Source organism: Oceanobacillus zhaokaii (assembly GCF_003352005.1).
Taxonomy (GTDB): domain Bacteria; phylum Bacillota; class Bacilli; order Bacillales; family Amphibacillaceae; genus Oceanobacillus; species Oceanobacillus zhaokaii.
Genome location: NZ_CP024848.1, coordinates 1,250,898 through 1,275,190, shown reverse-complemented (window position 1 = coordinate 1,275,190; position 24,293 = coordinate 1,250,898). Strand labels below are relative to the sequence as shown.

Annotated in this window: 23 protein-coding genes; 8 read left to right on the top strand and 15 right to left on the bottom strand. The window is 37.9% G+C overall.

Annotation, left to right across the window (positions count from 1 at the left end; translation table 11 throughout):
* The first annotated feature begins 420 nt into the window (after nucleotides 1-420).
* The 6 genes from CUC15_RS06465 to CUC15_RS06440 all read left to right on the top strand — a co-directional run bounded on the left by CUC15_RS06465 (nucleotide 421) and on the right by CUC15_RS06440 (nucleotide 7,363).
* The gene (locus CUC15_RS06465; RefSeq protein ID WP_114915873.1) at nucleotides 421-1,413 is read left to right on the top strand and encodes a LacI family DNA-binding transcriptional regulator; all 993 of its coding nucleotides are present in this window, start codon (nucleotides 421-423) and stop codon (nucleotides 1,411-1,413) included.
* Nucleotides 1,414-1,655: 242 nt separating this feature from the next.
* Nucleotides 1,656-3,077 (top strand): sucrose-specific PTS transporter subunit IIBC, encoded by a 1,422-nt coding sequence (locus CUC15_RS06460; RefSeq protein ID WP_114915872.1) that lies wholly within the window; start codon nucleotides 1,656-1,658, stop codon nucleotides 3,075-3,077.
* Between the two features lie 14 nt (nucleotides 3,078-3,091).
* Nucleotides 3,092-4,540 (top strand): glycoside hydrolase family 32 protein, encoded by a 1,449-nt coding sequence (locus CUC15_RS06455; protein ID WP_114915871.1) that lies wholly within the window; start codon nucleotides 3,092-3,094, stop codon nucleotides 4,538-4,540.
* Nucleotides 4,541-4,569: 29 nt separating this feature from the next.
* On the top strand, nucleotides 4,570-5,064 hold the full coding sequence (locus CUC15_RS06450; protein ID WP_114915870.1) for a PTS sugar transporter subunit IIA: 495 nt from the start codon (nucleotides 4,570-4,572) through the stop codon (nucleotides 5,062-5,064).
* Nucleotides 5,065-5,077: 13 nt separating this feature from the next.
* Nucleotides 5,078-5,953: an ROK family protein gene (locus CUC15_RS06445; RefSeq protein WP_114915869.1), complete on the top strand. Its 876-nt coding sequence runs from the start codon at nucleotides 5,078-5,080 to the stop codon at nucleotides 5,951-5,953.
* Nucleotides 5,954-6,310: 357 nt separating this feature from the next.
* Nucleotides 6,311-7,363: a C45 family autoproteolytic acyltransferase/hydrolase gene (locus tag CUC15_RS06440; protein ID WP_114915868.1), complete on the top strand. Its 1,053-nt coding sequence runs from the start codon at nucleotides 6,311-6,313 to the stop codon at nucleotides 7,361-7,363.
* A gap of 66 nt (nucleotides 7,364-7,429) precedes the next feature.
* Here the strand turns inward: CUC15_RS06440 and CUC15_RS06435 are convergent, their stop codons facing one another.
* The 6 genes from CUC15_RS06435 to CUC15_RS20710 form a co-directional block, all read right to left on the bottom strand.
* Nucleotides 7,430-9,379, bottom strand: coding sequence for an FtsX-like permease family protein (locus CUC15_RS06435; protein WP_114915867.1), 1,950 nt, complete (start codon nucleotides 9,377-9,379; stop codon nucleotides 7,430-7,432).
* Nucleotides 9,369-10,130, bottom strand: a complete 762-nt coding sequence (locus tag CUC15_RS06430) for an ABC transporter ATP-binding protein (RefSeq protein ID WP_114915866.1) — start codon at nucleotides 10,128-10,130, stop codon at nucleotides 9,369-9,371. Before CUC15_RS06430 ends, CUC15_RS06435 begins: the two co-directional genes overlap by 11 nt.
* A 98-nt stretch (nucleotides 10,131-10,228) precedes the next feature.
* Nucleotides 10,229-11,233: a sensor histidine kinase gene (locus CUC15_RS06425; protein ID WP_114918395.1), complete on the bottom strand. Its 1,005-nt coding sequence runs from the start codon at nucleotides 11,231-11,233 to the stop codon at nucleotides 10,229-10,231.
* Nucleotides 11,226-11,924 (bottom strand): response regulator transcription factor, encoded by a 699-nt coding sequence (locus CUC15_RS06420; protein WP_114915865.1) that lies wholly within the window; start codon nucleotides 11,922-11,924, stop codon nucleotides 11,226-11,228. The genes CUC15_RS06425 and CUC15_RS06420 overlap by 8 nt, the downstream gene beginning before the upstream one ends.
* Before the next feature lie 168 nt (nucleotides 11,925-12,092).
* Entirely contained in the window at nucleotides 12,093-12,848 is a 756-nt protein-coding gene (locus tag CUC15_RS06415; protein ID WP_114915864.1) for a class I SAM-dependent methyltransferase, read from the bottom strand.
* Between the two features lie 100 nt (nucleotides 12,849-12,948).
* Nucleotides 12,949-13,827 carry a GNAT family N-acetyltransferase gene (locus tag CUC15_RS20710; protein ID WP_341457194.1) on the bottom strand — a complete coding sequence of 293 codons (879 nt, stop codon included), beginning with the start codon at nucleotides 13,825-13,827 and terminating at the stop codon, nucleotides 12,949-12,951.
* A 727-nt stretch (nucleotides 13,828-14,554) separates the two neighbouring features.
* Here CUC15_RS20710 and CUC15_RS06400 point away from each other — a divergent pair.
* Nucleotides 14,555-16,009 carry a DHA2 family efflux MFS transporter permease subunit gene (locus CUC15_RS06400; protein ID WP_114915863.1) on the top strand — a complete coding sequence of 485 codons (1,455 nt, stop codon included), beginning with the start codon at nucleotides 14,555-14,557 and terminating at the stop codon, nucleotides 16,007-16,009.
* Nucleotides 16,010-16,294: 285 nt separating this feature from the next.
* Here the strand turns inward: CUC15_RS06400 and CUC15_RS06395 are convergent, their stop codons facing one another.
* The 4 genes from CUC15_RS06395 to CUC15_RS06380 all read right to left on the bottom strand — a co-directional run bounded on the left by CUC15_RS06395 (nucleotide 16,295) and on the right by CUC15_RS06380 (nucleotide 20,492).
* Complete coding sequence (locus CUC15_RS06395) at nucleotides 16,295-16,858, bottom strand: 5-formyltetrahydrofolate cyclo-ligase (protein WP_423241363.1); 564 nt, start codon at nucleotides 16,856-16,858, stop codon at nucleotides 16,295-16,297.
* A 40-nt stretch (nucleotides 16,859-16,898) separates the two neighbouring features.
* A complete protein-coding gene (gene folE, locus CUC15_RS06390) occupies nucleotides 16,899-17,456 on the bottom strand; it encodes a GTP cyclohydrolase I FolE (RefSeq protein WP_114915861.1) in 558 nt (185 codons plus the stop codon).
* A gap of 23 nt (nucleotides 17,457-17,479) precedes the next feature.
* Complete coding sequence (locus CUC15_RS06385; RefSeq protein ID WP_114915860.1) at nucleotides 17,480-18,751, bottom strand: bifunctional folylpolyglutamate synthase/dihydrofolate synthase; 1,272 nt, start codon at nucleotides 18,749-18,751, stop codon at nucleotides 17,480-17,482.
* Nucleotides 18,752-18,818: 67 nt separating this feature from the next.
* Nucleotides 18,819-20,492, bottom strand: coding sequence for a formate--tetrahydrofolate ligase (locus CUC15_RS06380; RefSeq protein WP_114915859.1), 1,674 nt, complete (start codon nucleotides 20,490-20,492; stop codon nucleotides 18,819-18,821).
* A gap of 319 nt (nucleotides 20,493-20,811) precedes the next feature.
* Here CUC15_RS06380 and CUC15_RS06375 point away from each other — a divergent pair, with 319 nt between their 5' ends.
* Entirely contained in the window at nucleotides 20,812-21,345 is a 534-nt protein-coding gene (locus CUC15_RS06375) for a P-loop nucleotide/nucleoside kinase family protein (RefSeq protein WP_114915858.1), read from the top strand.
* Between the two features lie 26 nt (nucleotides 21,346-21,371).
* Here the strand turns inward: CUC15_RS06375 and CUC15_RS06370 are convergent, their stop codons facing one another.
* From CUC15_RS06370 to CUC15_RS06350, 5 genes are read right to left on the bottom strand one after another with little or no spacing between them, the layout of a single operon-like run.
* Nucleotides 21,372-21,572 (bottom strand): hypothetical protein, encoded by a 201-nt coding sequence (locus CUC15_RS06370; RefSeq protein ID WP_114915857.1) that lies wholly within the window; start codon nucleotides 21,570-21,572, stop codon nucleotides 21,372-21,374.
* Between the two features lie 27 nt (nucleotides 21,573-21,599).
* Complete coding sequence (locus CUC15_RS06365; RefSeq protein ID WP_114915856.1) at nucleotides 21,600-22,523, bottom strand: phosphotransferase; 924 nt, start codon at nucleotides 22,521-22,523, stop codon at nucleotides 21,600-21,602.
* A 22-nt stretch (nucleotides 22,524-22,545) separates the two neighbouring features.
* A complete protein-coding gene (locus tag CUC15_RS20825; protein ID WP_114915855.1) occupies nucleotides 22,546-22,839 on the bottom strand; it encodes a TIGR04104 family putative zinc finger protein in 294 nt (97 codons plus the stop codon).
* 35 nt (nucleotides 22,840-22,874) lie between these two features.
* Nucleotides 22,875-23,711, bottom strand: a complete 837-nt coding sequence (locus tag CUC15_RS06355; RefSeq protein ID WP_114915854.1) for a GNAT family N-acetyltransferase — start codon at nucleotides 23,709-23,711, stop codon at nucleotides 22,875-22,877.
* Between the two features lie 16 nt (nucleotides 23,712-23,727).
* Nucleotides 23,728-24,222: an NUDIX hydrolase gene (locus tag CUC15_RS06350; protein WP_341457193.1), complete on the bottom strand. Its 495-nt coding sequence runs from the start codon at nucleotides 24,220-24,222 to the stop codon at nucleotides 23,728-23,730.
* Between the last annotated feature and the right edge of the window lie 71 nt (nucleotides 24,223-24,293).

Here is a 24,293-nt window from a genome sequence, read left to right as displayed (position 1 = left end):
GATCTACTTCTTCCCCACATTCTGGACAAGATACACTTTGATATTGTTCCATTTTGTTTCCTCCTTTCTTTTGTATAACAGAATTATCATTTAATTGTTGTTATAGAACAGTATATGTGATTAGTTGTAATTATGCAACCCTTTTTTATAATAATTTGAATTTTTTATCCTATGATTCTGAGGGTACAATATCAAAGTTATGCAAAAGTGTCCTTTATAGCCCGAATTGGATTATTTTTTATTTTTGGAGTAGAAATAGAATGAAATCTATGTTCGAAGTAGAATGTATTTCAAGAAATTAATAAAGATGATAATATGGACTTCATAAAGATATTAACCGAAGATGATTGCGGTTTATCTTTTCGAATAACCGAGGCTTCCCTATGAAAAAAATATATAAAAAGATTGGAGGGTTTGGATTTGGTTACGATTAAGGATATTGCTGAGATGGCGAAAGTATCGAGATCGACGGTGTCGCGAGTGCTGAACAATTCGGGATATGTCAGCGAGGATGCTAGAATGCGCGTTGAAAAGGTGATTGAGGAAACGAAATACACGCCAAGCCAGCACGCGAAATCGTTAAGGACGAAAAAAACAAAAATCGTTGGCGTCATTTTACCCACGATTCAGACTGAGACATCAAGCAAAATCGTAACAGGTCTTGGGAAAGAATTTTCCAAGCTAGGCTATGAAATTCTGCTTGCGAATACCAACTTAAACAGGGAGAAGGAAATGGAATATCTGGACCTTCTGAAAGTGCGAAGAGTCGATGGAATTGTTCTGATTGCGACGAATACGGAACCTAAGCTTCTGGAAAAAATTAACGAAATCAACGTCCCCCTCGTGATGGTTGGCCAGTCGATCGACGGGGTGATGTCGGTAACCTATGATGACTATCATGCCTCCCGTGAGCTGACATCTTTGCTGATTGACAAGGGCCATGAGCGCATTGCATTCATTGGCGTCGACGAGACGGACCAGGCCGTTGGTATGAGGAAAAAGGGGTTCCTTCACGAAATGGCAGCCCATCAATTAGAAGTAAGCGAAGCATGGTTGGAAAAAGGAATTTTTGATATTGAATCCGGTCATGTTGCAATAGAAAAAATCCTGTCGAACAGCCGTTCCTCGAATAAAATTCCTACGGCTTTAATCGCTGTTACCGATAGGCTGGCGATTGGTGCAATAAGTTATTTGAAAAAACAAGGTATACATGTACCAGAAGACATGGCCGTTGCCGGTTTTGGGGCATCTGAAATTGCTCAGTATCTGGATCCACCGCTCACGACTGTTGATTTTCAAAATGAAAAGGCAGGCGAGCAAGCCGCCATACAGCTAATCAATTACATGCACTCGAAAAATCATTCCGAAAAAATTGTACTGGACTATAGACTAATTGAAAGAACGAGTATATAATATTGGTGAAATCGATTTCATCTATATTATATACTCATTGTGGGATCGATTCCACATATCAAAAAAGCAGCGGAGTTTGCAAGGATGATAATCATTGATTCATTCCTTGCAATAAACGTCCAGTTATTAACTGCTTAAATTGGCAGAGGATAATTTCTATCTGAAGTTCAGTTTGCTAATTATGGAATCGATTCCATAAAAATCGCATAAGCTAATATATTAGGAGAAAAGGAGTGAATTGAATGTCAGATAACAAGAATAGTAGGATTGTCGAGGAGTTGATTGCTGCAATTGGCGGAGAGGATAATATTTCCTCTGTCACTCACTGTGCAACACGACTCAGGTTTATTGTGAATGACAAAGAAAAGATTGAGAAGGACCAAGTGGAAAATATTGATAAAGTAAAAGGTGCTTTCTTTAATTCCGGCCAATACCAAGTAATTTTTGGAACTGGTACGGTTAATCAGATGTTTGAAGAAGCGGAAAAACTTGGTCTCAATTCTATGACTAAATCTGAGCAGAGTTCAAAAGCAGCACAAAGTGGAAGCAAGTTCCAGCGGGCCATCCGAACATTTGGTGATGTCTTTGTTCCAATTATCCCGGTACTCGTTGCAACCGGATTGTTCATGGGAGTTCGCGGATTACTTATGCAGGAAAACATCCTTGCCTTATTCGGCATGACACCTGATGATATCTCACAGAACTTTTTATTATTCACCCAAGTGTTAACGGATACAGCATTTGCCTTCCTGCCAGCGCTAGTTGCTTGGTCTGCATTCAGAGTATTTGGCGGTAGTCCGATTATTGGTCTGGTTCTGGGATTAATGCTTGTCAGCCCGGCTTTGCCCAATGCCTATGCAGTAGCTAGCCAAGCCGCAGAGCCAATTATGTTCTTCGGCTTAATTCCTGTAGTTGGTTACCAAGGATCCGTGCTTCCGGCGTTTATAGCAGGATTTATTGGTGCTAAGGTAGAACGCTGGGTAAGAAAAAAGACACCGGATGTTCTGGATTTGCTCGTAACACCATTTGTCACATTGTTGGTTATGATTACACTGTCATTATTCGTGATTGGACCAGTCTTCCATTCGGTTGAAGGTCTATTGCTCGATGCAGTTGTGGCCGTTCTCGGCTTGCCGTTTGGACTCTCTGGAATAATCTTGGGCGGACTTAATCAGCTAATTGTTGTAACGGGTGTTCACCATGTGTTCAACTTCCTTGAAATTCAACTCCTTGAAGCGCTTGGTAACAACCCATATAATGCGATTGTATCCTGTGCCGTTGCAGCTCAAGGCGGGGCAACATTGGCCGTGGCGTTGAAAACAAAATCTGGAAAACTGAAGGCCTTGGCATTTCCATCATCCCTTTCTGCCCTTCTTGGAATTACGGAACCGGCGATATTTGGTGTAAACTTACGCTACTTCAAACCGTTCCTCATGGGACTTGTTGGTGGAGCAGTCGGTGGTTTCTTAGCGTCAATCATGGAGCTCGCCGGAACAGGTATGGCCGTGACTGCTATTCCAGGTAGCCTTTTGTATCTGAATGGACAGTTTTTTCAATATCTATTTGTTAATATAACAGCAATTGCAATCGCTTTTGTTTTAACCTGGTTCTTCGGATTTACCGATAAGATGCTAAAAGAAGTAAAATCACCAGAAACAAAGTAAAGTAGGAGAGTTTTATGATAAATTCAAAGGAAATTTTGGATAGAGTAAATTTTTTAGTGGAAAAACATCAACCCTTGGTAGCAAGCGATCCCTATCGCTTGTACTACCATTTGATGCCATCTGTCGGATTGTTGAATGATCCGAATGGGTTTGTTTATTATCGGGGAGAGTATCATATTTTTTACCAGTGGAATCCCTTTGCAACAGCACATGGTTCCAAGTTCTGGGGACATTCTGTATCGACGGATCTTGTTCACTGGAAAGAAGCCCCTATCATCTTAGCGCCTGGCGAGTGGTACGACAAGAACGGATGTTATTCAGGCAGTGCAGTTGTTTTTGAAGACCAGATGTATGTGTTTTACACAGGAAACGTGAAAGATGAAAATGGGAAACGTGATTCCTATCAGTGCCTGGCTGTATCGAAGGACGGTATCCATTTTGAAAAGAAAGGTCCTGTGATAAATGTGCCAGATGGCTATACTGCTCATTTTCGGGATCCAAAAGTTTTCCGGAAAAACAATAAATGGTATATGGTGCTCGGCGCGCAAACGGATGCTGGTACAGGAGAAGCGGTGTATTACACATCCAATAATCTATATGATTGGAATTTCCATGGTACGCTTGCAGGAAGCGGAAAGAATGGCCTTGGGGCGTTTGGTTATATGTGGGAATGCCCTGATTTTTTTGAACTCGGCGGAACAGATATTTTAATGGTTTGTCCTCAAGGGATTGAGGCAAAAGGCTACGAATACCAGAATGTGTTTCAGACTGGCTACTTTTCGGGAAAAATAAACGATAGAGAGGAAATTTTTCAGCACGGTCCCTTTAGAGAAATGGATCGCGGGTTTGATTTTTATGCTCCACAAACTACTTCAGGACCAAATGGAAGAAGGCTTGTATTTGGCTGGATGGGCAATGCCGAAGATGAGAATTCACAGCAGCCTACAACAAAATATGAGTGGGTTCACGCGCTAACCCTGCCTCGCGAACTTAAGTGGAAAAATGGAAAATTGCTGCAGCACCCTGTTGAAGAACTAAAGTCCCTTCGAGGTAAAGAAATCAAGTTTGAGAATACCCGCCTTGAAAAGCACAAGGCGTTACGTTTTCAGGAACTTGTTTTTGAAATGATCGTCGACTTTAACAGTTTCGATACAGACTGTTTGACGATTGAAATTGGAGAATCCAAACTGATTTACTATCGAAAGGAGCAGTTATTTACCTTCCAAAGAAAGCATTTTTCAAAGCCAGGGCTAATGGAAGTAAGGCATTGTAAATTAAAGGAACTGAGAAGCATTCATATATTCAAAGATACCTCCTCAATTGAACTTTTTCTTAACAACGGAGAAGAGGTTTTCACATCAAGAGTTTTTGACGATAACAATGTGATTTTGCTGCATATAGAAGATGGAAGTGCCACATTGAACATTCAAAAATGGGATTTGAAGCGCGTTACAACCTATTAAGATAGAAATGATAGAAAAGGAGAGAAGATATGCTAAAAAATCTATTTAAGAAAAATGAGGCAATAAAAGACATCACGATTTTGGCACCAGTCAGCGGTGAATTAATTGGTCTGGAAAAAGTCCCCGACCCAGTATTTGCTGAAAAAATGATGGGAGATGGAATCGCAATCGATCCTTCAATTGGTGAAATTTTTTCACCTGTTAACGGGAAAATCATTCAGTTGTTTCCAACAAAGCATGCAATTGGCATCGAAGCAGAAAATGGTGCTGAAATTTTAATTCATGTCGGGCTCGATACGGTTAATCTGAACGGAGAAGGATTTACTGCCCATGTTGAGGAAGGAAAGAAAGTGAAACAGGGTGATCACCTGCTTAGCTTTAATCTGGAGATGATTCGTGAAAGAGCAACAGGGACGATTATCCCTATCATTATTACCAACACGGACGCCTTTAGCTCGATTAAAGCAGAAAATAAAAAACAGGTTATGGCAGGAAAAGACGCCATCCTGTTAGTAAATAAATAAGGAGAGGCACGATATGCAAATTGGCGGAATTGAAGCAGGCGGCACAAAATTTGTCTGTGCTGTAAGTGAGGAAACAAGCAGGAACATAATCGATAAAGTCAGTGTTCCTACTACAGACCCGAAAGAAACGTTGAGAGAGGTGAAGCTTTTTTTCGATAAGTATGACATCAAAGCACTCGGCATTGCCTCGTTTGGTCCGATTGACTTAGATACAAAAAGTGAAACCTATGGCAGTTTTTTGAATACACCGAAGGACAAATGGAAGCACTACCCGCTGCTTGAGCAGTTGAGAGCGAATTATAGCATACCCGTCTTTATGGACACGGATGTCAATGCTGCCTGCCTTGCAGAATATAAATACGGCGCAGGACGTGGGGCTGACACCAGTTTATATATTACCGTCGGGACCGGAATTGGCGCGGGTCTCGTGCAAAACGGCAGCATTTATCAGGGGAAGAACCACTCGGAAATGGGTCATGTTATTATTAAAAAACACAAAGACGATTCATTTGACGGTTGCTGTCCGTACCATGGTTCCTGTATTGAAGGCATGGCATCCGGATTTGCGATTGAAAGACGTTATGGCAAGACGGGAACGGAGCTTGTCGACAATAATCAGGTTTGGGAAATCGAAGCCTATTATCTAGCACAAGCGCTTATGAATTACTATGTCATATTGAGGCCGGAAAAAATGATCTTGGGCGGCGGTGTTATGAGACAGGAAAAACTGTACCCGCTCATCCGTCAATATTTCACTGAACAGATGAATGACTATCTTGATGCTGGCCCTGTCGAGGAGCTAATTGTTGCACCTGAACTTAATGACGAACAAGGAGTTATTGGTGCCATGGAGCTGATTAATAGGGGCTATTCCAATAGCCGCCAATAAACTCTTCTGCCCTCATTAATGCTGGCGATGAAGCAAAACCTGAACAATCTATAATCTGATGAAGAAAATAAAGTATTGCATAGTGGTACCTTATTAGTAATCTCTTTATTATTTTACTTACTCTTAGATAAACCTGTATAACTGTAATAATTTATTTGCAGTTATACAGGTTTATCTCTTTAACAAATTTAGCTATTACTTATCCGTAAATTTCCTCATTTTGTACGGAAATTTGTCTTTTGCTTCGCTATATTTCAGCCCACCTCCTTCTACTCTCCCAATCACAATTCAATCCGTTCCCCTCCCAGCCAACTTCCTGTACAATGAAACCTAAAGAATACAAAAAGGATGAGAGAAATGAAACGAATTTATAGTGATATTATCCAATTTCGGGGCAGTCATTATGATTTTGGATTCATGCAGGGGGAGCAATTAAGAGATTCATTAACGACTCTGAATCGTGAAAGAATATGGAAGCTCAGGAAACCGAAGTTTTCGGTCGATGAAAATGAAACTAAAAATGCATTAATGAAATTTGCACCCGGTATGTGGGAAGAAATTCAAGGAATGAAAGATGCGCTTAAGATGCCGATGCAGGACATTTTACGTGATTTTGGTGGTTACCGAATCGCAATTGAACGTAGTGGCTGTTCGATCTTTACTGGAAAGGATTTCTTAGTACGAAATTATGACTTTCACCCGAAAACCTATGAAGGTCGGTTCAGCATTTTTCAACCGACAGATACTGGATTTGCTAGTATCGGCCCTGCACAACGGATTACCGGGCGTATGGACGGGATGAATGAAAAAGGACTTGCGATGGGCTATAATGCAATTCACCGTAAGAAACCCGGTGACGGATTCGTTTGCTGGATGATCGGTCGGATGATATTAGAAAACTGTGCAAATGTGGAGGAAGTAAAAGCTCTTCTAAACGAGATTCCGCACCGTCATTCGTTTAGCTACATTGTGTTGGACCCGAATGGAGAAACCTACATCATTGAAACAAGTCCAAGATTAGTTTCGGTGCGTAAATCGAATGCATGCACAAATCATTTTGAAGACATGACAGACGAGAATCGCCGTCATTTGGATGACTCTCATAAACGCTTAAATGCTATTTTAGAGCAAAAGGATGGAGCAACAGATGCATATACAGCATTTCGTATGATGAATGATACCGATAAAGGTGTGTTTTCCAAGGAATATAAAAGCTGGGCAGGAACAATCCATACTTCCGTCTATTTGCCAAAAGAAAGACAAGCGTGGATTGCACTTGGCGGAGACCAAGAACCAGTCAAATTTGATTTTGCAACATGGATTCAAGGAAAAGACATACAGGAAAAGAGAATTTATGGTGAGGTAGATACTAATCTTGGATTTGCGCATATGGATCATGAGGTGCGCTAACTCTAATGCACCGGTCTTGGTAGCCAAGCCAAGTAAGTAAAAAGACGAAATCACGATGGATTTCGTCTATAATGACTCGCTTATCACACGCTTACTATATGACACAGATAACATACCGAAGATAGAATAAAGTAACGTATAAAGGACCATCACGATAATCATTGGAGTCCATAGCTCCGTTCCAAAAAAGAACCAACCAGATTTTACTGCAAAGTAACTATGACAAAGTCCGATCAATAATGGAATCCCAAAATTGAAGGTCTGCTTCACTTTAATTCCATTTAGTAGATCTTCCTTCGTAAAGCCTAGTTTTCGTAAAATTGTATAACTCCCCTTCTCCTCTTCACTTTCATCCATCTGTTTAAAGTAAAGAATACAGCCAGAGGTGATTAAGAAGGCTATACCTAAAAAACCAACAACAAACAGACCTATCCCTAAAATTTGTTTCTGCAATTTAACATATTCAATTCTTGATTCATGTCCCGCCCATTCACTTATACCTTGTTCTTGGAAAATGCTGTCTGCTTTTTTCACTTCCCGGTCATCATTAATATTAATGCCAACATGGACAGAGAACTCTCCTTGAATCGATGGATCTATATCCTCTGCTAATTGCTGATAAACAGCATCGTCAACAACGGCAATAGGAAGTCCACCATTTGTTAAACGCATAGGCACTACATTCTTATCTTTAAAACCGATAAAATTCAACTCAACTGTATTATTTTTCCCAGCTAAAGTAATTTTTCCAGTTTCTTTAAAGGACAGAAATGCTTGTAATGCATTGTTATTATTTACAAATACAGACTCATTTTCAGCAAGAACAATTTCTTCTACCCAATTCTCTGGGATAACGACCATTGGTGCGAGAAGATCTTCATCTTTTAAGTTTAATTCTTCAAGTCCTCCGGCGATTTCCGATATATCCGCATTCACATTTAAAAGGTTTATTTCCGTTCGCGTATACTCAATTTGCTCCTCCTCTAGTGCTTTTGTAAATTGTGCAGCATGCGCTAAATTAGGAATAGAAAAATCTTGAATAATATTGCTGTCCGCATTTTTCTCTATTGAATAATAAGAAATATATGTTAACGATAATAAACCAATAGCAAGAGCGGAAACAGTTGTAATTACTGTTAATAAAAAGGAATTTGATTTCATCCGAAACATGATGGACGAAAGTGACAGTACTTTATTTACCGTTAAGTAGCCTTCATTCTTTTTTCGTATCAGATTAAATATGAAGCTAATCGATCCTTTATAAAAAAGATAGGTTCCGATAATGACAGATGCTAGAATGATCACCATCACTATAAATAATTGCTCCATCATCATAAAATCCCCACCGAAGAGCTTTGTCGATAAATAGTAGCCCAGACTGATGAGAGCTAACCCAATAATACCAACAATCATTTCTACAATTGACACTCGACGCCTTTTTCCTTCTCTTGAGGATGCCCGATTGAACAATGACAAAATACGTTGCCTTTTAATGAAAATAGCATTCATGACTAAGATAACAGCATAGATTCCTGCAAAAACAACAATGGTCTGAAGTAGCGCTTCTGATGAAAATCTTAAAACAGCGGTTTCTTCTACATCTAAAATTTTAATTAGAATCATCATGACTAATTTAGACGAACTAAAACCGAGGAAAATACCAATTAACAAGGATCCAAAATAAAGCAGCATATTTTCAATACTGAGAATTTGAAATATCTTTCCTTTTGTTAATCCAACTAATTGCAATAGCCCTATTTCTTTACTTCTTCGTTTGATAAATAAATTATTTGCATAGATGAGAAACACCGTTACAATGGTGATTAACAGGATAGAACCAACCCGAATTGCTGCTGCGCCTTTTATTCCCCCTTCCACTTCATCCATAGACGGGTCATACTGTAACGTAACAAAGGCAAAATATAACGCAACACTAAAGATAAGGGCGAATACATAAAGATAATAGTTTCTGATATTTTTCCGTAAGTTACGGAGGATGAGTTGATTAATACTCATGTTGCACCCCACCTAGCACTCCTTGGGTTTTAATAATGTCATTGAAAAAGCTTTGCCTTGCCTCTTCCCCTTTATTTAATTGCGTAAAGATTTGCCCATCCTTAATAAATACGAATCTGCTGCAATAACTTGCCGCGAGTGGGTCATGCGTAACCATCACAATCGTTGCTTCAAGCTTTTCATTCAAATCACTTAATTTATTTAATAAGTCGGACGCTGCTTTCGAATCAAGTGCACCTGTTGGCTCATCTGCAAAGATGATGCTTGGTTGATGAACAAAGGCACGTGCGGCGGAAGTGCGCTGCTTCTGTCCCCCAGATATTTCATTGGGGTATTTATCCTGGATTTCCTCAATCCCTAATTCTTTTACAATCGATTTAAATAATTGCTCTGCTTTATCTCTAGGAACTTTTTTCACCGTTAATGGCAGCATAATATTTTCTTTTACCGTTAATGTATCTAATAAATTGTAGTCTTGAAAAATAAATCCTAAGTGATGCTTGCGGAATTCAGCTAATTGTTTATCCTTCATTCTCGTAAATTCTTTACCTTCTATTTTAATAGTTCCTTGACTGACACGGTCAATCGACGAAAGGACGTTTAATAGTGTCGTTTTTCCTGATCCTGAGGGACCCATGATTCCAACAAATTCTCCTTTCTCAACGTGAATATCAATACCCTTTAAAACTTCTTGCCGATTAAATTTATTACCATAGCTTTTATGAAGTTTCTGCGCTTCCAACATATTCATTATGGTTCATCTCCTTTTCTCTACTATTATCGTAATCTTAATGAACTGATTTTTCCTGCGAATCAACAAACAAAATAGGAAAGCATGTGACATTATCGTCACATGCTTGTAAGCTTAAGAAATTCATTCTTTTTGGCAAAGGATAGCGTAAATGTCGTTCCTTCATTTAATTTTGATTGGACATCAATATGTATGTTTAATTCTGCTGCAACTTTCTTTGTTAGGTAAAGCCCCATTCCTGTTGCAGCATTATCTTTATGATTTTTTGTTGAAGTAAATCCTTTATCAAATATACGTGGTAAATCTCTTGGATCAATTCCACGTCCTGCATCCTTGATTTGTAAATGGACTAAGCCATCCTTTATGAAACTATGAATCTTAATATCTGCTCCCTCACTATATTTAATCGCATTTGTAAGTAACTGTCGAACCATGAAGCCTAACCATTTTGTATCTGTCAGAACTTCCTTTATTTCGAATAAAACGTCAAATCCAATCCCTTTTTGAAAGCACCATGACTGCAATGCTTTTATCTCAGTAAAAATGAGGGGTTCTAGTGCAGCTTTTTCAACGTATACATCGTTTTCCATAAATGGAATCTTTTTTTGATGTAATTGCTGATCAAGTAATAAATGGATTCTAAGCCACTCATTCATCAGCTGCGATTTTAATACTGGCTCCTCTAGGCGATCAATCATTAATTGCATTGTCGTTAACGGTGTTTTCACTTCATGAATCCAGGATAATAAATCATCCTTTTCCTGCTCAATCTCTGTTAAATTCTGATTCGTTTCTAGGAGATATGATTCAGTCTGAAGCCTCAGCGCTCGCTCCACAATTTTTTCCAGAGGTCTTTCTGCCTCTCTTATCGTCTTCGTGTCGATGCCCGGATACCATTCTTTTAAGCTTTTGTAATATGCTGTTTCCCGATTATAACGGACGATGAGGAACAATATAAAGACGATAAATGATAATAAAACGATGTAGAGAATCGACGAGACTTGAATAGCTGAATCAACATAACTGATAAAAAGAAACAACGCTTGTAAACTGAGAAATAGAAAAATCCATCCTCTTCTTTCTGCAAGATATTGCTTAATCATCATGTAAATCCTCTTCTATTGCGATATACCCTTGACCTACCTTCGTTTCAATCCATTCACTTAATCCAATTTCTCCCAACCGTTTTCGCAATCGATTCACATTGACCGTTAGCGTATTATCACTTACAAAACGCTCATCTTCCCAAAGACTTTTCATTATGTCCTCCCGACTTACAATTCGGTTTTTATGCTCCACTAGTATTCTTAGTATGTATATTTCATTTTTGGTTAACGTAATGTTCCCTTTCGCATTGCTAACCGAGTTTTGCAAGAAATCAATTGTTGCACCATTCCATGTTCGTAAGGAGGTTTCCTGGGGCTGATTATAATTATAAACACGCCTGAGAATAGCCTGGATTTTGGCAATAAGTACGTCAAAATGAAACGGCTTCTGAATAAAATCGTCCGCACCAAGCTGCATCGACATCACCATATCTGTCGGATGATCACGGGAAGATAGAAAAATAATCGGCACTTTCGAATGGGAGCGAATCATTCTGCACCAGTGAAAGCCATCGAATTTCGGCAGCTGAATATCAATAATTACCAAATCCGGCTCAACCTTTGCGAATTCCTCCATTACTAAGTTAAAATTATCAATACCATATACTGCATATGACCACTGTGTCAGCCTCTCATGTATTTCATGATAAAGACTCGCATCATCTTCAATTAACATAATTTTAAACATCTCAATCACCGTTCTTCGAAAAGTCTGTTTCATTTATCTTAACACAGGAATGATTGGAAATATTATCAAAAAATTATTTTTCTGCTAACCCAGCTTATCATTTATTCGGTACGATATGCTAAAAATGAAAAACAGCTTAGTTGTATGAGCACACTAAGCTGTTTCAAATTAAGGCTTTTCAGCAATAAAACGAAGGCGCCAATAATCAGCAACCCAACCATTTTCTTTATAAAGCTTCGGGCGCAAAATACGTTCAGTATCACGATAAATTGATCCTTTTTCATTATTCGTAAGGTTTTTGAACATATTACTGCTAAACATTTCCAGCCAATTACGAATCCCATCTTCTCCAACTAAAGGTGTCGGACGTTCATAGTGCTCGATTGCGATAACATTGAAACCAGCGTTAGTAAGATACTCCACCATTTCTTCTTTTCTTGGAAATACCCAGGGAAATAATGTTTCATCATATTCGATAGATAACCGATTGGACGCTTCTTTAATAGCATCGACGATCAATTGAATATTATTTTCTCCACCTAGTTCGGCGACAAATCGACCACCAGGAAGTAGAGCATCATAACAGTTTTCAACAACTTTTTGCTGGTTTTTCATCCAATGAATAGCTGCATTAGAGAAAACTGCATGAAATTTTGTTTCAAATGTAAACTGTTCCGCATCCTGAACACTAAATTGGATATCAGGATACTTTTCTTTAGCAGCATCAATCATAGAATATGCAGCATCAATGCCAGTTACAATGGCACCACTCTTGGAAATTTCGAAAGTTAAATCTCCCGTACCACAGCCAACATCTAAAATATGTTCCCCATTTTTCGGTTTTAGTATGGAAACAAGGTCTTCGCCAAAATTTGAAACAAAACTGTGTTTATCATCATAAAGTGTTGCATTCCAATCTGTCATATATATCCCCTCCCAAAGGTTTATATATTCAGAATACCACGCTCTATAAATGATTGGATAAGTAATTTTCTAAATTTTATAGTAAAACACTATTTTAGCCCTATCTTTTTCTTCTAGCTTCTGCCTTATTCATATTCTCATCTACTTTGAATTTTACTATCTTGCCTATTAATTCGGATGGGAGTTGTTCTTCAATTGGAATTTGCACCGTACCTTTGGATGTTTTGTATCCCGCTAGCTCTTTTTCAAAAGCTGCTACCCCACTTGCACCGGGGTATAATCCAATATGATGTTTATATGCGGCAAAGTGAATGAGATTGCCTTTAAGTGCAAATGTAGGCATCTGATAGCTTATCTTTTCTTGCGCAGCTGGTGCTGCATCTTTAATAATAGCTCGTAAAGTATTTAGTTTTTCTTGAATATCATTTGGAAATTGGCTTATGTATTCATCGATTGTTTCAAATGTTAGTTTGCTTGCCATGTATTGATCCTTTCGCATAGGTTTATTTTCTGCTCTTATCATCACAATGAAAACTATTTTCCCTCTCTGGAATTCTGTATTTTTCACAAACCCTAGTTTTTCATAGAGGTGGATTGCTCGTTCATTGAACGCTGCGACAGTCAGCCTTATTGGATTATTGTTATAATTCTCTTCAATAAAACTTAAAATAGTGGAAAAGAATTCGAAGCCCTTACCCTTTCCAGTTAGTTCCGGTTTCATGCCGATACCGACATCAACAAACTTTCCATTGTAAGCATCCAATCGTTCACCAGCTGGCACTCGTGCAGATTTTCCAGTACAGAAATAGCCTATCAATTGATTGTATTTATCGAGTACGACAAAATATTTATTTGTTAATAATTCTAATATGGCATCGCTCGTTAAAACGTGATTATAAAAGTCATATGGTTTCTGGTATTTCCAGCAAAGAATCTCAATTGCATAATTTTCCGTCATTTTTTGAATTAATAATTGCATAATATTCCCCGTTTCAAACTTCGCTGCTAATACTTACTGTATAGATTTGTTGCAGACCTTTTCCTCCAACTTACTTAATGTCTCTATTCTGCAATAAACGGTTGCCTTTTCATACTGGCAGTTCTAACTTTTCATTCTTTAATGCCTTCTGATCCTTCAAAGTTCTCCCAAACCGCTGTACATTAATGACACTCAGGCCTTTATATCCGATACTCACTTACCTCAAAAATTAACCTTTTGAACCTAAATACCGGAGCATGACATAAACTAACTCCGGTACTTGAAGAAAGAAATTAATGATTATATTTTTTTTGTTTTCGATTATCTAGCAGCTTCTTAATAATCGGATAAATTATTGGTCCATAACGTATTAGTCTTTTTATCAATCGTCCCATAATATAATATTACCTCCAATATGCAAAAATTCTTTTGTTATTTATATCATTCCTTTTCTGTTAAAAATATAAACAAAAGTTTTATTTGTAGATGCTTGCATGTGGAGGTCTCCCTAAATTCCTGCTCAAATCTAGAGGAAAGAACTTGAACTATTCAACTCCTTCTCTCTTTTATCAATTGATATTCCCTGCCCATTTCTATACATAATTAACATAAATATTTATTTATTAAAAGTGGTTTTCTTCTATTGCATAGTTGACACTATCAGTATAGAATGTTCTAGTGCTTAAAAACGAACTTTATATTACCGAAAGTAGGGATTTTTATAAAAATGAGTAATACGAAATCACTTCAAGAAAAACCACCATATGGTATGATTGCAATATTATTTATTGGTGCGTTTGTATCTATATTAAATGAAACATTACTAAATGTTGCATTACCATCCATTATGGTCGAGTTTTCAGTAAAACCGACTGCGGTGCAATGGCTATCGACAGGGTATATGCTAATTAACGGGATTTTAATACCTGCTAGTGCATTTTTTATTCAACGCTTTTCGAATCGAAGCTTATTTATAACCGCAATGGGATTATTTACAGCAGGTACGCTACTGGCTAGTTTATCACCAACCTTTGGAATTCTTCTTACTGCAAGAATGATTCAAGCAGCTGGATCCGCAGTGATGATGCCATTGTTAATGAATATTATGCTAACTGCTTTTCCAATCGAAAAACGAGGAACAGCAATGGGGATTTTCGGGATGGTCATGTTCGTTGCGCCCGCACTTGGACCGACACTTTCCGGATGGATTGTTGAGCATTACAGCTGGAGAATGCTATTTAATATCGTCTTACCGTTTGCTATCATTACACTCATCTATTCTATTTTTAAATTAAAAAATATTACGCCACAGCGCGCAATCAAACTAGACGTATTTTCCATTGTTTTATCGAGTATTGGTTTCGGAGGTCTTCTATTCGGGTTCAGCTCAGCAGGAGATAGAGGCTGGGGTAATCCACTTGTTTATGGGACGATTATCATCGGTGTAATTGCACTTGTTTGGTTTACGCTTCGTCAATTAAAATCAGATGATCCAATGCTTGAATTCAGGATCTTTAAATACTCAATGTTTTCATTATCATCGATCATTTCCATTGTCCTGTCGATCGCATTATTCTCTGGCATGATTCTAATGCCTATTTATATCCAGACAATCCGTGGGTTTTCACCAATGGATGCTGGGTTAATTATGCTTCCTGGTGCAGTAGTAATGGGAGTTATGTCCCCAATAATCGGGCGACTCTTTGATAAATATGGTCCAAGAACATTAGCGATTACTGGTTTAACCATTGTAGTTGTCACTACATTCTTCTTCAGTCGTCTTGATATGGAGATTTCATTTATGAATATCATTATGTTGTTCACGATTCGCAGCCTAGGGTTATCCATGGTGATGATGCCAATTATGACAAATGGGCTTAATCAGTTACCAATGAAGGATAATCCGCATGGTACAGCGATGAATAATACATTACAGCAAGTATCAGGTGCAATCGGCGCCGCATTGCTAATTACGGTAATGAACAATCGTACAGAATCAAGCTTGACAGAATTAAGTTCAACAAAAACTGATGCAGTATCTCAAACACAGCTATTAAATGAAGCAATGCTAAATGGAATTAACTTCTCTTTCTTTGTTTCAACATTGATTGCAGCACTTGCACTTATTCTTGCCTTTTTCGTACGCAGAGTTGGTACAGATGGGAAGATAATTAAAAAATAAGGTTATGCTTTGAAGATGACAGTTGAGTTAAACTATGAGCTAATTTAAATAGCAATTGCTCTCGGGCCGGTCGCTCCGAAAATACACTACGCTTAGATTGTACGCAACTATTGTTATTAGAATAACTAGCCCACTAACTATCTGCGGTGATTGCAGTTGAGTATTAAGCATGGAAAGTCTATCATCTATTAATATTCAACCTTGTCACTAGGTTCGCCCAATCATCTATATATACCTTGTCTGTATGAAGAGATCCAAAAATAAAACCAGCCAGTGAAGCATAATTCACTGGCTGGTTTTTTCTGTTATGATTTGTTCAACAGGAATATCATATACTTCCTTTGGCACCTGATTGATAAGTTGAAAAGCTGCAGCTAAGGAAATCGTTTGATTAGGAAAATCAGTTAGAAAGCGATCATAATAGCCCCCACCAAAACCAATTCGATATCCACGTTCATCGAATATAAGCCCAGGAACGAGCAGTAAATCAATTTGTTCTTTTTCGACTCTCAATGTCTCATTGGCTTTCGGTTCCTGCAAATTATAATAAACGATTTCTAGTTCGTCATAACTTTGGAAACGATAAAACACAAGCTTCTTTTCCTTTGGCAAGCATTTTGGAACATAAACAACCTTCTCTTGTTCCCATGCCTTCTCAATGATTGGCTGCGTATTCCATTCCATCCCTTGAGAAATCGTGATGCCGATTGATTTTGCTCCCTGCCATGCTTCCGATTGAAAAAGATTTTCAGCAAGCTGTGCCTCAATCTCTTGTTTCTTTTCGACAGCAAGATTTTCGAGTTTGGAAATCATTTCTTTACGTAGTTCGGATTTTTGCAATGCGTCCACCCTCCACTGTAGTTCTTATCGTTTGAAAATCGACTTCCTTTTAAAACTTAATCAATGATAATACTTCGTTTCTGGATTTACTATTCGTTCTGAACTCTCCCCGGACTGCGCTTGTTACAGTTTTCGCTCCTTGCTTTTTCACACCACGAATTGTCATACACATATGCTCGGCCTCCAGTACAACCATCACGCCAATAGGATTTAGCTCTTCCATTAATAGTTCAGCAACAGAAGTTGTAATTCTTTCCTGCAGCTGTGGCCGTTTACTGAAATCATCAACAATCCTCGCTAATTTACTTAGTCCTATTACGCGCCCATTTTTTGGGATATATGCAATATGAGCAACACCGAAAAACGGTACTAAATGATGTTCACACATGGATGAAAATTGAATATCTTTAACAAGTACAACCTCATCATGCTCCTCTTCAAATACGGTTTTGCAATGTTCTGCCGGGTCCTTCTTTAATCCTGAAAATACTTCCTCATACATTTTTGCAACCCTTGCAGGCGTATCAAGCAATCCTTGTCGGTCTGGATCTTCGCCGATTGCTTCTAATATCATTCTAACTGCTTCTTCCATCTTTTTCTTATCCATATTGCTCTTCTCCTACTGTTTGATTAATGCCCCTGTTGTACAACTCGCCTAATTTCTCCAATGTAATAGAGTGAACCAAATGCACAAATGACATCATTTTCTTCTATTTCGTTATATGCAAGCTTGATTGCCGCTTCGTAGCTCTCCGCAGCAACTGCTGCAATATGATGTTTTGTTAAGTATGATGCAAGCTCGTCCGCTGGAATTGCTCTTGGATTATCTGGTGTAACCGTAATAAATTGGTCAATGACAGGGCTCACTTCCTCAATCATCTGCTGATAATCTTTGTCCTTTAGTATTCCAAGGATCCCAATGATCTTCCTTCCAGTAAAAAGCTGCTTTATATTCGTTACCAGCGCATGGATTCCGTCTTGATTATGCGCACCATCAATAACAAAGAATGGATTGTGGCTAATAATTTCAAATCGCCCTGGCCATCTCGTTTCAGCCAAGCCCTCTCTTAAATCATCTTCACGTATCGATAAGCCTGAATCCCTTAAAATCTCAATAGCCTCAATCGCAATTGCAACGTTTTTCAGTTGATGTTCACCAAGCAAAGAAATTCGTAAATCTTGATACCCTTTGTAATGAAAGACCTGACCCTCTATACTATTGGTTATTCGCTTCAGCTTAGAAAAATCTGCCTTGTTCACAGTACTATTTCTCTCTGCAGCAATACGGTGAATTACCTCTTCAACTTCTCCCGTCTGCGGATACAGCATAGCCTGGCTATTTTTCTTAATGATACCTGCTTTTTCAAATGCGATTTCTGCTAATGTATTTCCTAAAAAGGCTTGATGATCGAGCCCGATAGAAGTAATGATTGAAAGAAGTGGATTCTCAATTACGTTAGTAGAATCAAATCTTCCCCCTAATCCAACCTCAAGCACTACTACATCACATTGCTGCTCATAAAAATATTGAAACGCAATTGCAGTTACTATCTCAAATTCCGTTGGCTTGTCTTCCATTTCATTGATTTTATCTTTTATTTCAGCCGTAATATTGCTTAATTGTTCATCGGCGATATCATGATTATTAATTTTAATTCGTTCATTAAATCGTTCTAAATATGGGGAGGTAAATAACCCTGTCTTATACCCAGCTTTGATTAAAATCTGATTTATAAAAGAGGCAATTGATCCCTTTCCATTGGTTCCAGCAATATGAACAAACTTCAATTCTTTTTGTGGATTCCCTAATAAATCCATCAGCTTCGTAATATTATCCAGACCTAGTTTCATACCTTTATATTGCTCGCCATGGATAAAGGCGAGTGCTTCTTCATAATTCATGAAAAACATAACTCCTTAACATCGTTCTCATTTGTTGGACATCCATGAAGATATTCTAATTTTCGATTTAGAATAATCCTTGAATTTGCCCATTTTCATCTACATCAATATTTTCAGCTGCAGGTTTCTTCGGAAGTCCTGGCATCGTCATAATAGTCCCTGTTAGAGCAACTATAAATCCAGCTCCTGCTGAAACTTTGATATCTTTAATCGTTACATTAAACCCTTCAGGTCGTCCTAATTTCGTTGGATCATCAGATAAAGAGTACTGGGTTTTTGCCATACAAATAGGTAAATTACCAAATCCTAAGGTTTCTAGTCGGTTAATCTCCTTCTGTGCTGACTTCGATAATTCAATCCCAATGCCACCATATACTTTCTTTACGATTTTCTCCAATTTTTCTGTGATGGAATCCTCTAAGTCATATGCAAATCGGAAGTTATTTACTGTATTCGCTAAGCGGACAACTTCTCTAGCAAGGTCCTCTCCCCCAGCTCCGCCATTTGCCCATACATCTGAAAGTACAACTTTTACACCTAAGGCCTCACATTTTTCTTTTACTAAGTTCAATTCCGCATCACTGTCTGTTGGGAATTTATTTATCGCAACAACTGCCGGCATGCCAAAGACTTCTTGCACATTTTCTAAATGCTTCAGCAGATTCGGCAGGCCAGTCTCAAGTGCCGCTAAGTTCTCATGATTTAGTTCTGTTTTTGCTACGCCACCATGCATCTTTAATGCACGAACCGTTGCAACAACAACGACTGCATCCGGCTGTAAATCTGCTATACGACATTTAATATCCATAAATTTCTCCGCGCCGAGGTCTGCACCAAATCCAGCTTCGGTTACAACATAATCTGCGTATTTTAAGGCTAATTTTGTCGCCATAATACTGTTGCAGCCATGAGCAATATTCGCAAAAGGACCACCATGAATTAAAGCTGGTGTATGTTCAAGTGTTTGTACGAGATTAGGCTTAAGTGCATCCTTTAATAAAGCTGCCATTGCTCCATGTGCATGTAATTGTCCTGCTGTAACGGGCTCATCCTCCGTAGTGTAACCAATGATAATATTTTTGAGCTTTTCCTTCATTTCCGAAATGCTATTTGATAAACAAAGAACCGCCATAATTTCCGATGCGACGGTAATATCAAATCCATCCTCACGTGGAACACCGTTTATCTTTCCGTTTAACCCATTGACAATAAAACGTAATTGTCGATCATTCATATCAACAACCCGTTTCCAAGTTATTTTCCGTGTATCGATATGTAATTGATTTCCTTGATGGATATGGTTATCAATCATTGCTGCCAGTAGATTATTAGCCGCTCCGATTGCATGGAAGTCACCAGTAAAATGTAAATTAATATCTTCCATCGGTACAACCTGTGCATAACCACCACCAGCTGCTCCACCTTTTACTCCAAATACCGGGCCAAGTGATGGCTCTCTAAGTGCAATAAAAGCATTCTTACCAATCCTTTGTAATGCATCCCCGAGTCCAACAACGGTCGTTGTCTTTCCTTCTCCTGCAGGTGTAGGAGAGATAGCTGTAACTAGAATTAATTTCCCATTTTGCTTATCCTTTAGCTTGTCCATAACATTATAATTAATTTTTGCTTTATAGTTTCCATAAAGCTCGAGATCCTTTTCAGCGATCCCTGCTTTCTCCGCAATCTCTCCGATTGGTTTCATTTTCACTTGTTGGGCAATTTCAATATCTGTTAAGCTCATATTCTTCCTCCAGTGATATCATTGTCTTTATCCTAAGTATATCAGTTTATTCTGTTTATACATCAACAATCCCTAAAAAAATAGCAAAAATGTAATTCAAATTGATCCTATTCACAAAATAGATTCGTTTGTAAGGTTTCCTACCTATTTAGGGAAAATTCTTGTTTAGATAGTGGGATAACTAATATTCATTTACTCACAAAAGAAATGGTTAGATTTTATCTTAAAATAAATCGGGCTTAATTTAAAGGTATATTATCGCAAAGCAATGAATAGCTTATATAATTATGCGAATAGTGTCTTGGGAGTGAGTAAATCGATGTTTGAAAAAAAGATAATAGAAGACATAATTTATTGGGATTATGATGGTTTCATACCTTTAGTAGTAATGATGTGCGGCATAGCTGGCTCTGGTAAAACCACCTTCTCTCAAATGTTAGAAAAAGAAGGATTTCAACGTCTTTCTATTGATGAAGAGGTCTGGTCTACTAATGGTCGTTATGGAGTTGATTATCCAGTTGGAAAATATAGGGAATATTTGGACGTGGCACATGTAAGATTGCGAGATAAACTTGTAAAGTTAATTAAAGATGAGCAAAAGATAGTGATAGACTCCAGTTTTTGGAGACGGTCAGAAAGGGATGAATGTAAACAACTTATTGAGACCGCGGGAGGAAAATGGAAACTTATTTATTTGAAAGTCGATTCTAATGATTTGCGTGAACGACTAAAGATAAGGAATCAACGTTTTGATGCAAATGCTGCCTTTCCTATTACTGAGGAAATTTTAACCTCTTTCATCCAAAGTTTTGAGGTACCTAAAGGGGAAGGGGAAATAATATTGGAAAATTAAAGGGACCAGTTCAGTATAAAATCCCTTTAATTTTCCTCGCAAGCAGCTGATGTTAGTGACCAAAAATACTTCTGCTCAATTGTCACAGTACCATAATTATTAATGCAATCCTCTAATATCAATTGGTTTGCTTGGTAATTTCTTTCGATTTGTATGATTCTTATCCCACCTATAGCTAAAATTGCAATACAGGCTATGATTGCGATAAGCATATTTCTTTTTTTCATTTTCTCTGCCCCTTTTAAACTTATTCATTAATCAAGCTTGTAACATGAGTTATCCAAAACCAACTCAACCAAGCTAGCAAAAAGATTTCGCTGCGCAAGATTAGACCAGTCTTCTTCTACTTCAGCCATTAGCCACATAACTTCATCTAAAAAGACGTGTTCAACAGCCCTCTGCCAATTCGAAAGTTCTAGTTCTGAAATACTTATGTATTCCTTGTATCCCGATAAAAAAGTCTGCCATTCCTTCAAAGTAAATACTCTATCTGGTCCGGTCGCAATCTCATTATGAAATAAAAGTAAAGCAAGTGCTAAATCAAATATTCGTGGAATCAATGCTGCGTTGTCTGGATCAATCAAATATGGCTTAGGCGTATAGATTAAGTTATTTGCTTTATAATCATGTGGCGTCGCTACAAGTGGCAACCCGCAATTTTTCAATGCTTCTTGTTGCGAAACGGTCTGCATCAACTTTTCCTTTAGTCTCTTTATGTCGATATTAACATGAAATCTCTCCGTGTGCCTTTTAATTTTCTGAATACTTTCCACTACTTCTTCTACAGTGAAATCAAATACATCATACGCTGCTAAGTTATATAAGTTTTCTGCTGGCGAAAGATAATGGATTTTTCCTAAAAGTCTTCCTGCCTCAATGATTTCTTCATCTTCACCAGTGTATGCAGTCCCATCGATGAATGGATAAGTCACATACGTTTCATTGCCAATTATTTGTGGATTAACAGTTTTTAATGGTACAGGTGTTACTACATTTATTCTGTTTCTTTTTAGCATCGTAACATATTCCATCACTTTCCGAACCGGATTTTGCGTTCGCTTAACAATGAAATCTTGCATTTCTCCCTTTACTTTATAGACAGGAGAAAACGGATAGATACTTATCGGCTCCTCATCTGTTTGAAAACCAAAACGATTTAATATTTCTTTGCCGCTCATTTTATCCCCCACTTTATACTTCCTAAAAAACTCCCTCATCTTCGCTAGTTAACTTTATTAGAAATGGATATAATCCGATCAGTAGGATGGACACTGCTATAATAATTCCAATTGTGATTTGCAGAGACAAATCAAATAAGAGCAATAGAATTAATATAACTGGCAGATAGGATATCCGGTTTAATTTTTTCTTGGATTTAGAAGTGACATATTGTTTTTCACAACAATTTTGACATTCCATTCCATCAAATTTAAAATTCACTTTCAATGTTTGCAACCAGCTCCAATGCTGGCCGCACTTTTGACAATTTGGCATTGGTCATATCCTTTCAAGTAGTTTCTACGCTATTTTCATTTATTATTTCGGTAATACCGATAATAATCCTGTGCATGGAATGATTGAAAACCACTTGATTCATAGAGCTTTAACGCATGAGCGTTTGTTGCCTCAACTTCAAGGAAAATACTATTTCCCCGTTTATGCTCTTCCAGTACTATTTTCTTCAAAGCTTTTCTGCCAATTCCAATGCCTTGATGTTCTGGTAAAACAGCAAATCCATATATCCAAGCATCATTTCCTTCATGGGAGACACGTATTTTCCCAACAGCTTCTCCAGCAAATTCAATTATATTAAATTGTTGATCGTTCTCCCGTCTTATCCGATTGTTATAATCGACTGCCTCTGCTCCCGAAAATCCAAAACAGCTCACATCCAGCTGTATTTCCAACTGAAGATCAGCTGCAGACACTGAGGGCCTTATTCGAATATCCTTATCTTCTATTAATTCGGTTTCAAGCCATTTCATCTGATATTCTGTAAAAGCATAATTGCATGTTATTGAGTATAGAAATTTCTTGCCCGTATTAGAGTTTGCAGGAGCATTCAATAATATTTCCTCATATTGTCGTTCCACACAAACTTGAATTGCTTTCGATAATAGATTCGTAAAGATTCCTTTTCTCTGGAACTGTGGATGCACCATTCCACATATTTCTGCTTTGTTTCCAAAAACATAGAGACCTAAAAATCCGACAAGCACACCATTTTCATAGTGAAAGAAATCATTTACTTCAGTTCCCTCTCTTGTTCTTAGCATGTCCCAATTTAGTTTTAATTCATAATTATTACCTGTCTCACAGATAGATTGGAGAGATTCTAATTCTATTAATTGTTTATTTGTTAACATCCCTGACCCCCTCTTTTTATTTGCCGATTGCAGCCTCTTCCTCCTGAGGAATTGCTGCAAAATCAAGAACCCTATCTGAATCATAAACAAATTGATGTTCATATGTACGATCGTCTTCTAACATTGTATGTAAATAATACTTCAAATTTGCGATACCTTCATTTTCAGGATGCAATATCCAGTCAATTTTCTTCCAATCTAATATCCCTTCCGCTGTTTTCAATGGCGTAGGATATTGATAAGTTTCAGCTACTTCTGCAACATACGCATACATGCCACCTTGAGAAACATTGTTTTCAATCCATGTAACCGTGCCTTTATATGCCACTTTAGCTACTTCAATCCCTGTTTCTTCCTTAATTTCACGTAAGATGCATTCCAATGGTGATTCACCCAATTCTATCTTACCACCAACACCATTCCATCTTCCCATCCAGCTCGCTTTCTCACGATTCAATAGTAATATTTCATTTCCTCTTTTAATGAAACAAATGGTGTATTTATACATCATGTCCTTCCCCCTACCCTATGTTGGCGGTTCTCTCTTCCACCTGTTCCGATACTACAGTATGTAAAATCACG

Excerpts from the sequence above, each read along its gene's own strand:
- CUC15_RS06460 (WP_114915872.1), top strand. The coding sequence starts at position 1,656 with ATGTCAGATAACAAGAATAGTAGGATTGTCGAGGAGTTGATTGCTGCA.
- CUC15_RS06455 (WP_114915871.1), top strand. The coding sequence starts at position 3,092 with ATGATAAATTCAAAGGAAATTTTGGATAGAGTAAATTTTTTAGTGGAA.
- CUC15_RS06450 (WP_114915870.1), top strand. The coding sequence starts at position 4,570 with ATGCTAAAAAATCTATTTAAGAAAAATGAGGCAATAAAAGACATCACG.
- CUC15_RS06445 (WP_114915869.1), top strand. The coding sequence starts at position 5,078 with ATGCAAATTGGCGGAATTGAAGCAGGCGGCACAAAATTTGTCTGTGCT.
- CUC15_RS06440 (WP_114915868.1), top strand. The coding sequence starts at position 6,311 with ATGAAACGAATTTATAGTGATATTATCCAATTTCGGGGCAGTCATTAT.
- CUC15_RS06435 (WP_114915867.1), bottom strand. The coding sequence starts at position 9,379 with ATGAGTATTAATCAACTCATCCTCCGTAACTTACGGAAAAATATCAGA.
- CUC15_RS06430 (WP_114915866.1), bottom strand. The coding sequence starts at position 10,130 with ATGAATATGTTGGAAGCGCAGAAACTTCATAAAAGCTATGGTAATAAA.
- CUC15_RS06425 (WP_114918395.1), bottom strand. The coding sequence starts at position 11,233 with ATGATTAAGCAATATCTTGCAGAAAGAAGAGGATGGATTTTTCTATTT.
- CUC15_RS06420 (WP_114915865.1), bottom strand. The coding sequence starts at position 11,924 with ATGTTTAAAATTATGTTAATTGAAGATGATGCGAGTCTTTATCATGAA.
- CUC15_RS06415 (WP_114915864.1), bottom strand. The coding sequence starts at position 12,848 with ATGACAGATTGGAATGCAACACTTTATGATGATAAACACAGTTTTGTT.
- CUC15_RS20710 (WP_341457194.1), bottom strand. The coding sequence starts at position 13,827 with ATGCAATTATTAATTCAAAAAATGACGGAAAATTATGCAATTGAGATT.
- CUC15_RS06400 (WP_114915863.1), top strand. The coding sequence starts at position 14,555 with ATGAGTAATACGAAATCACTTCAAGAAAAACCACCATATGGTATGATT.
- folE (WP_114915861.1), bottom strand. The coding sequence starts at position 17,456 with ATGGATAAGAAAAAGATGGAAGAAGCAGTTAGAATGATATTAGAAGCA.
- CUC15_RS06385 (WP_114915860.1), bottom strand. The coding sequence starts at position 18,751 with ATGAATTATGAAGAAGCACTCGCCTTTATCCATGGCGAGCAATATAAA.
- CUC15_RS06380 (WP_114915859.1), bottom strand. The coding sequence starts at position 20,492 with ATGAGCTTAACAGATATTGAAATTGCCCAACAAGTGAAAATGAAACCA.
- CUC15_RS06375 (WP_114915858.1), top strand. The coding sequence starts at position 20,812 with ATGTTTGAAAAAAAGATAATAGAAGACATAATTTATTGGGATTATGAT.
- CUC15_RS06370 (WP_114915857.1), bottom strand. The coding sequence starts at position 21,572 with ATGAAAAAAAGAAATATGCTTATCGCAATCATAGCCTGTATTGCAATT.
- CUC15_RS06365 (WP_114915856.1), bottom strand. The coding sequence starts at position 22,523 with ATGAGCGGCAAAGAAATATTAAATCGTTTTGGTTTTCAAACAGATGAG.
- CUC15_RS20825 (WP_114915855.1), bottom strand. The coding sequence starts at position 22,839 with ATGCCAAATTGTCAAAAGTGCGGCCAGCATTGGAGCTGGTTGCAAACA.
- CUC15_RS06355 (WP_114915854.1), bottom strand. The coding sequence starts at position 23,711 with ATGTTAACAAATAAACAATTAATAGAATTAGAATCTCTCCAATCTATC.
- CUC15_RS06350 (WP_341457193.1), bottom strand. The coding sequence starts at position 24,222 with ATGATGTATAAATACACCATTTGTTTCATTAAAAGAGGAAATGAAATA.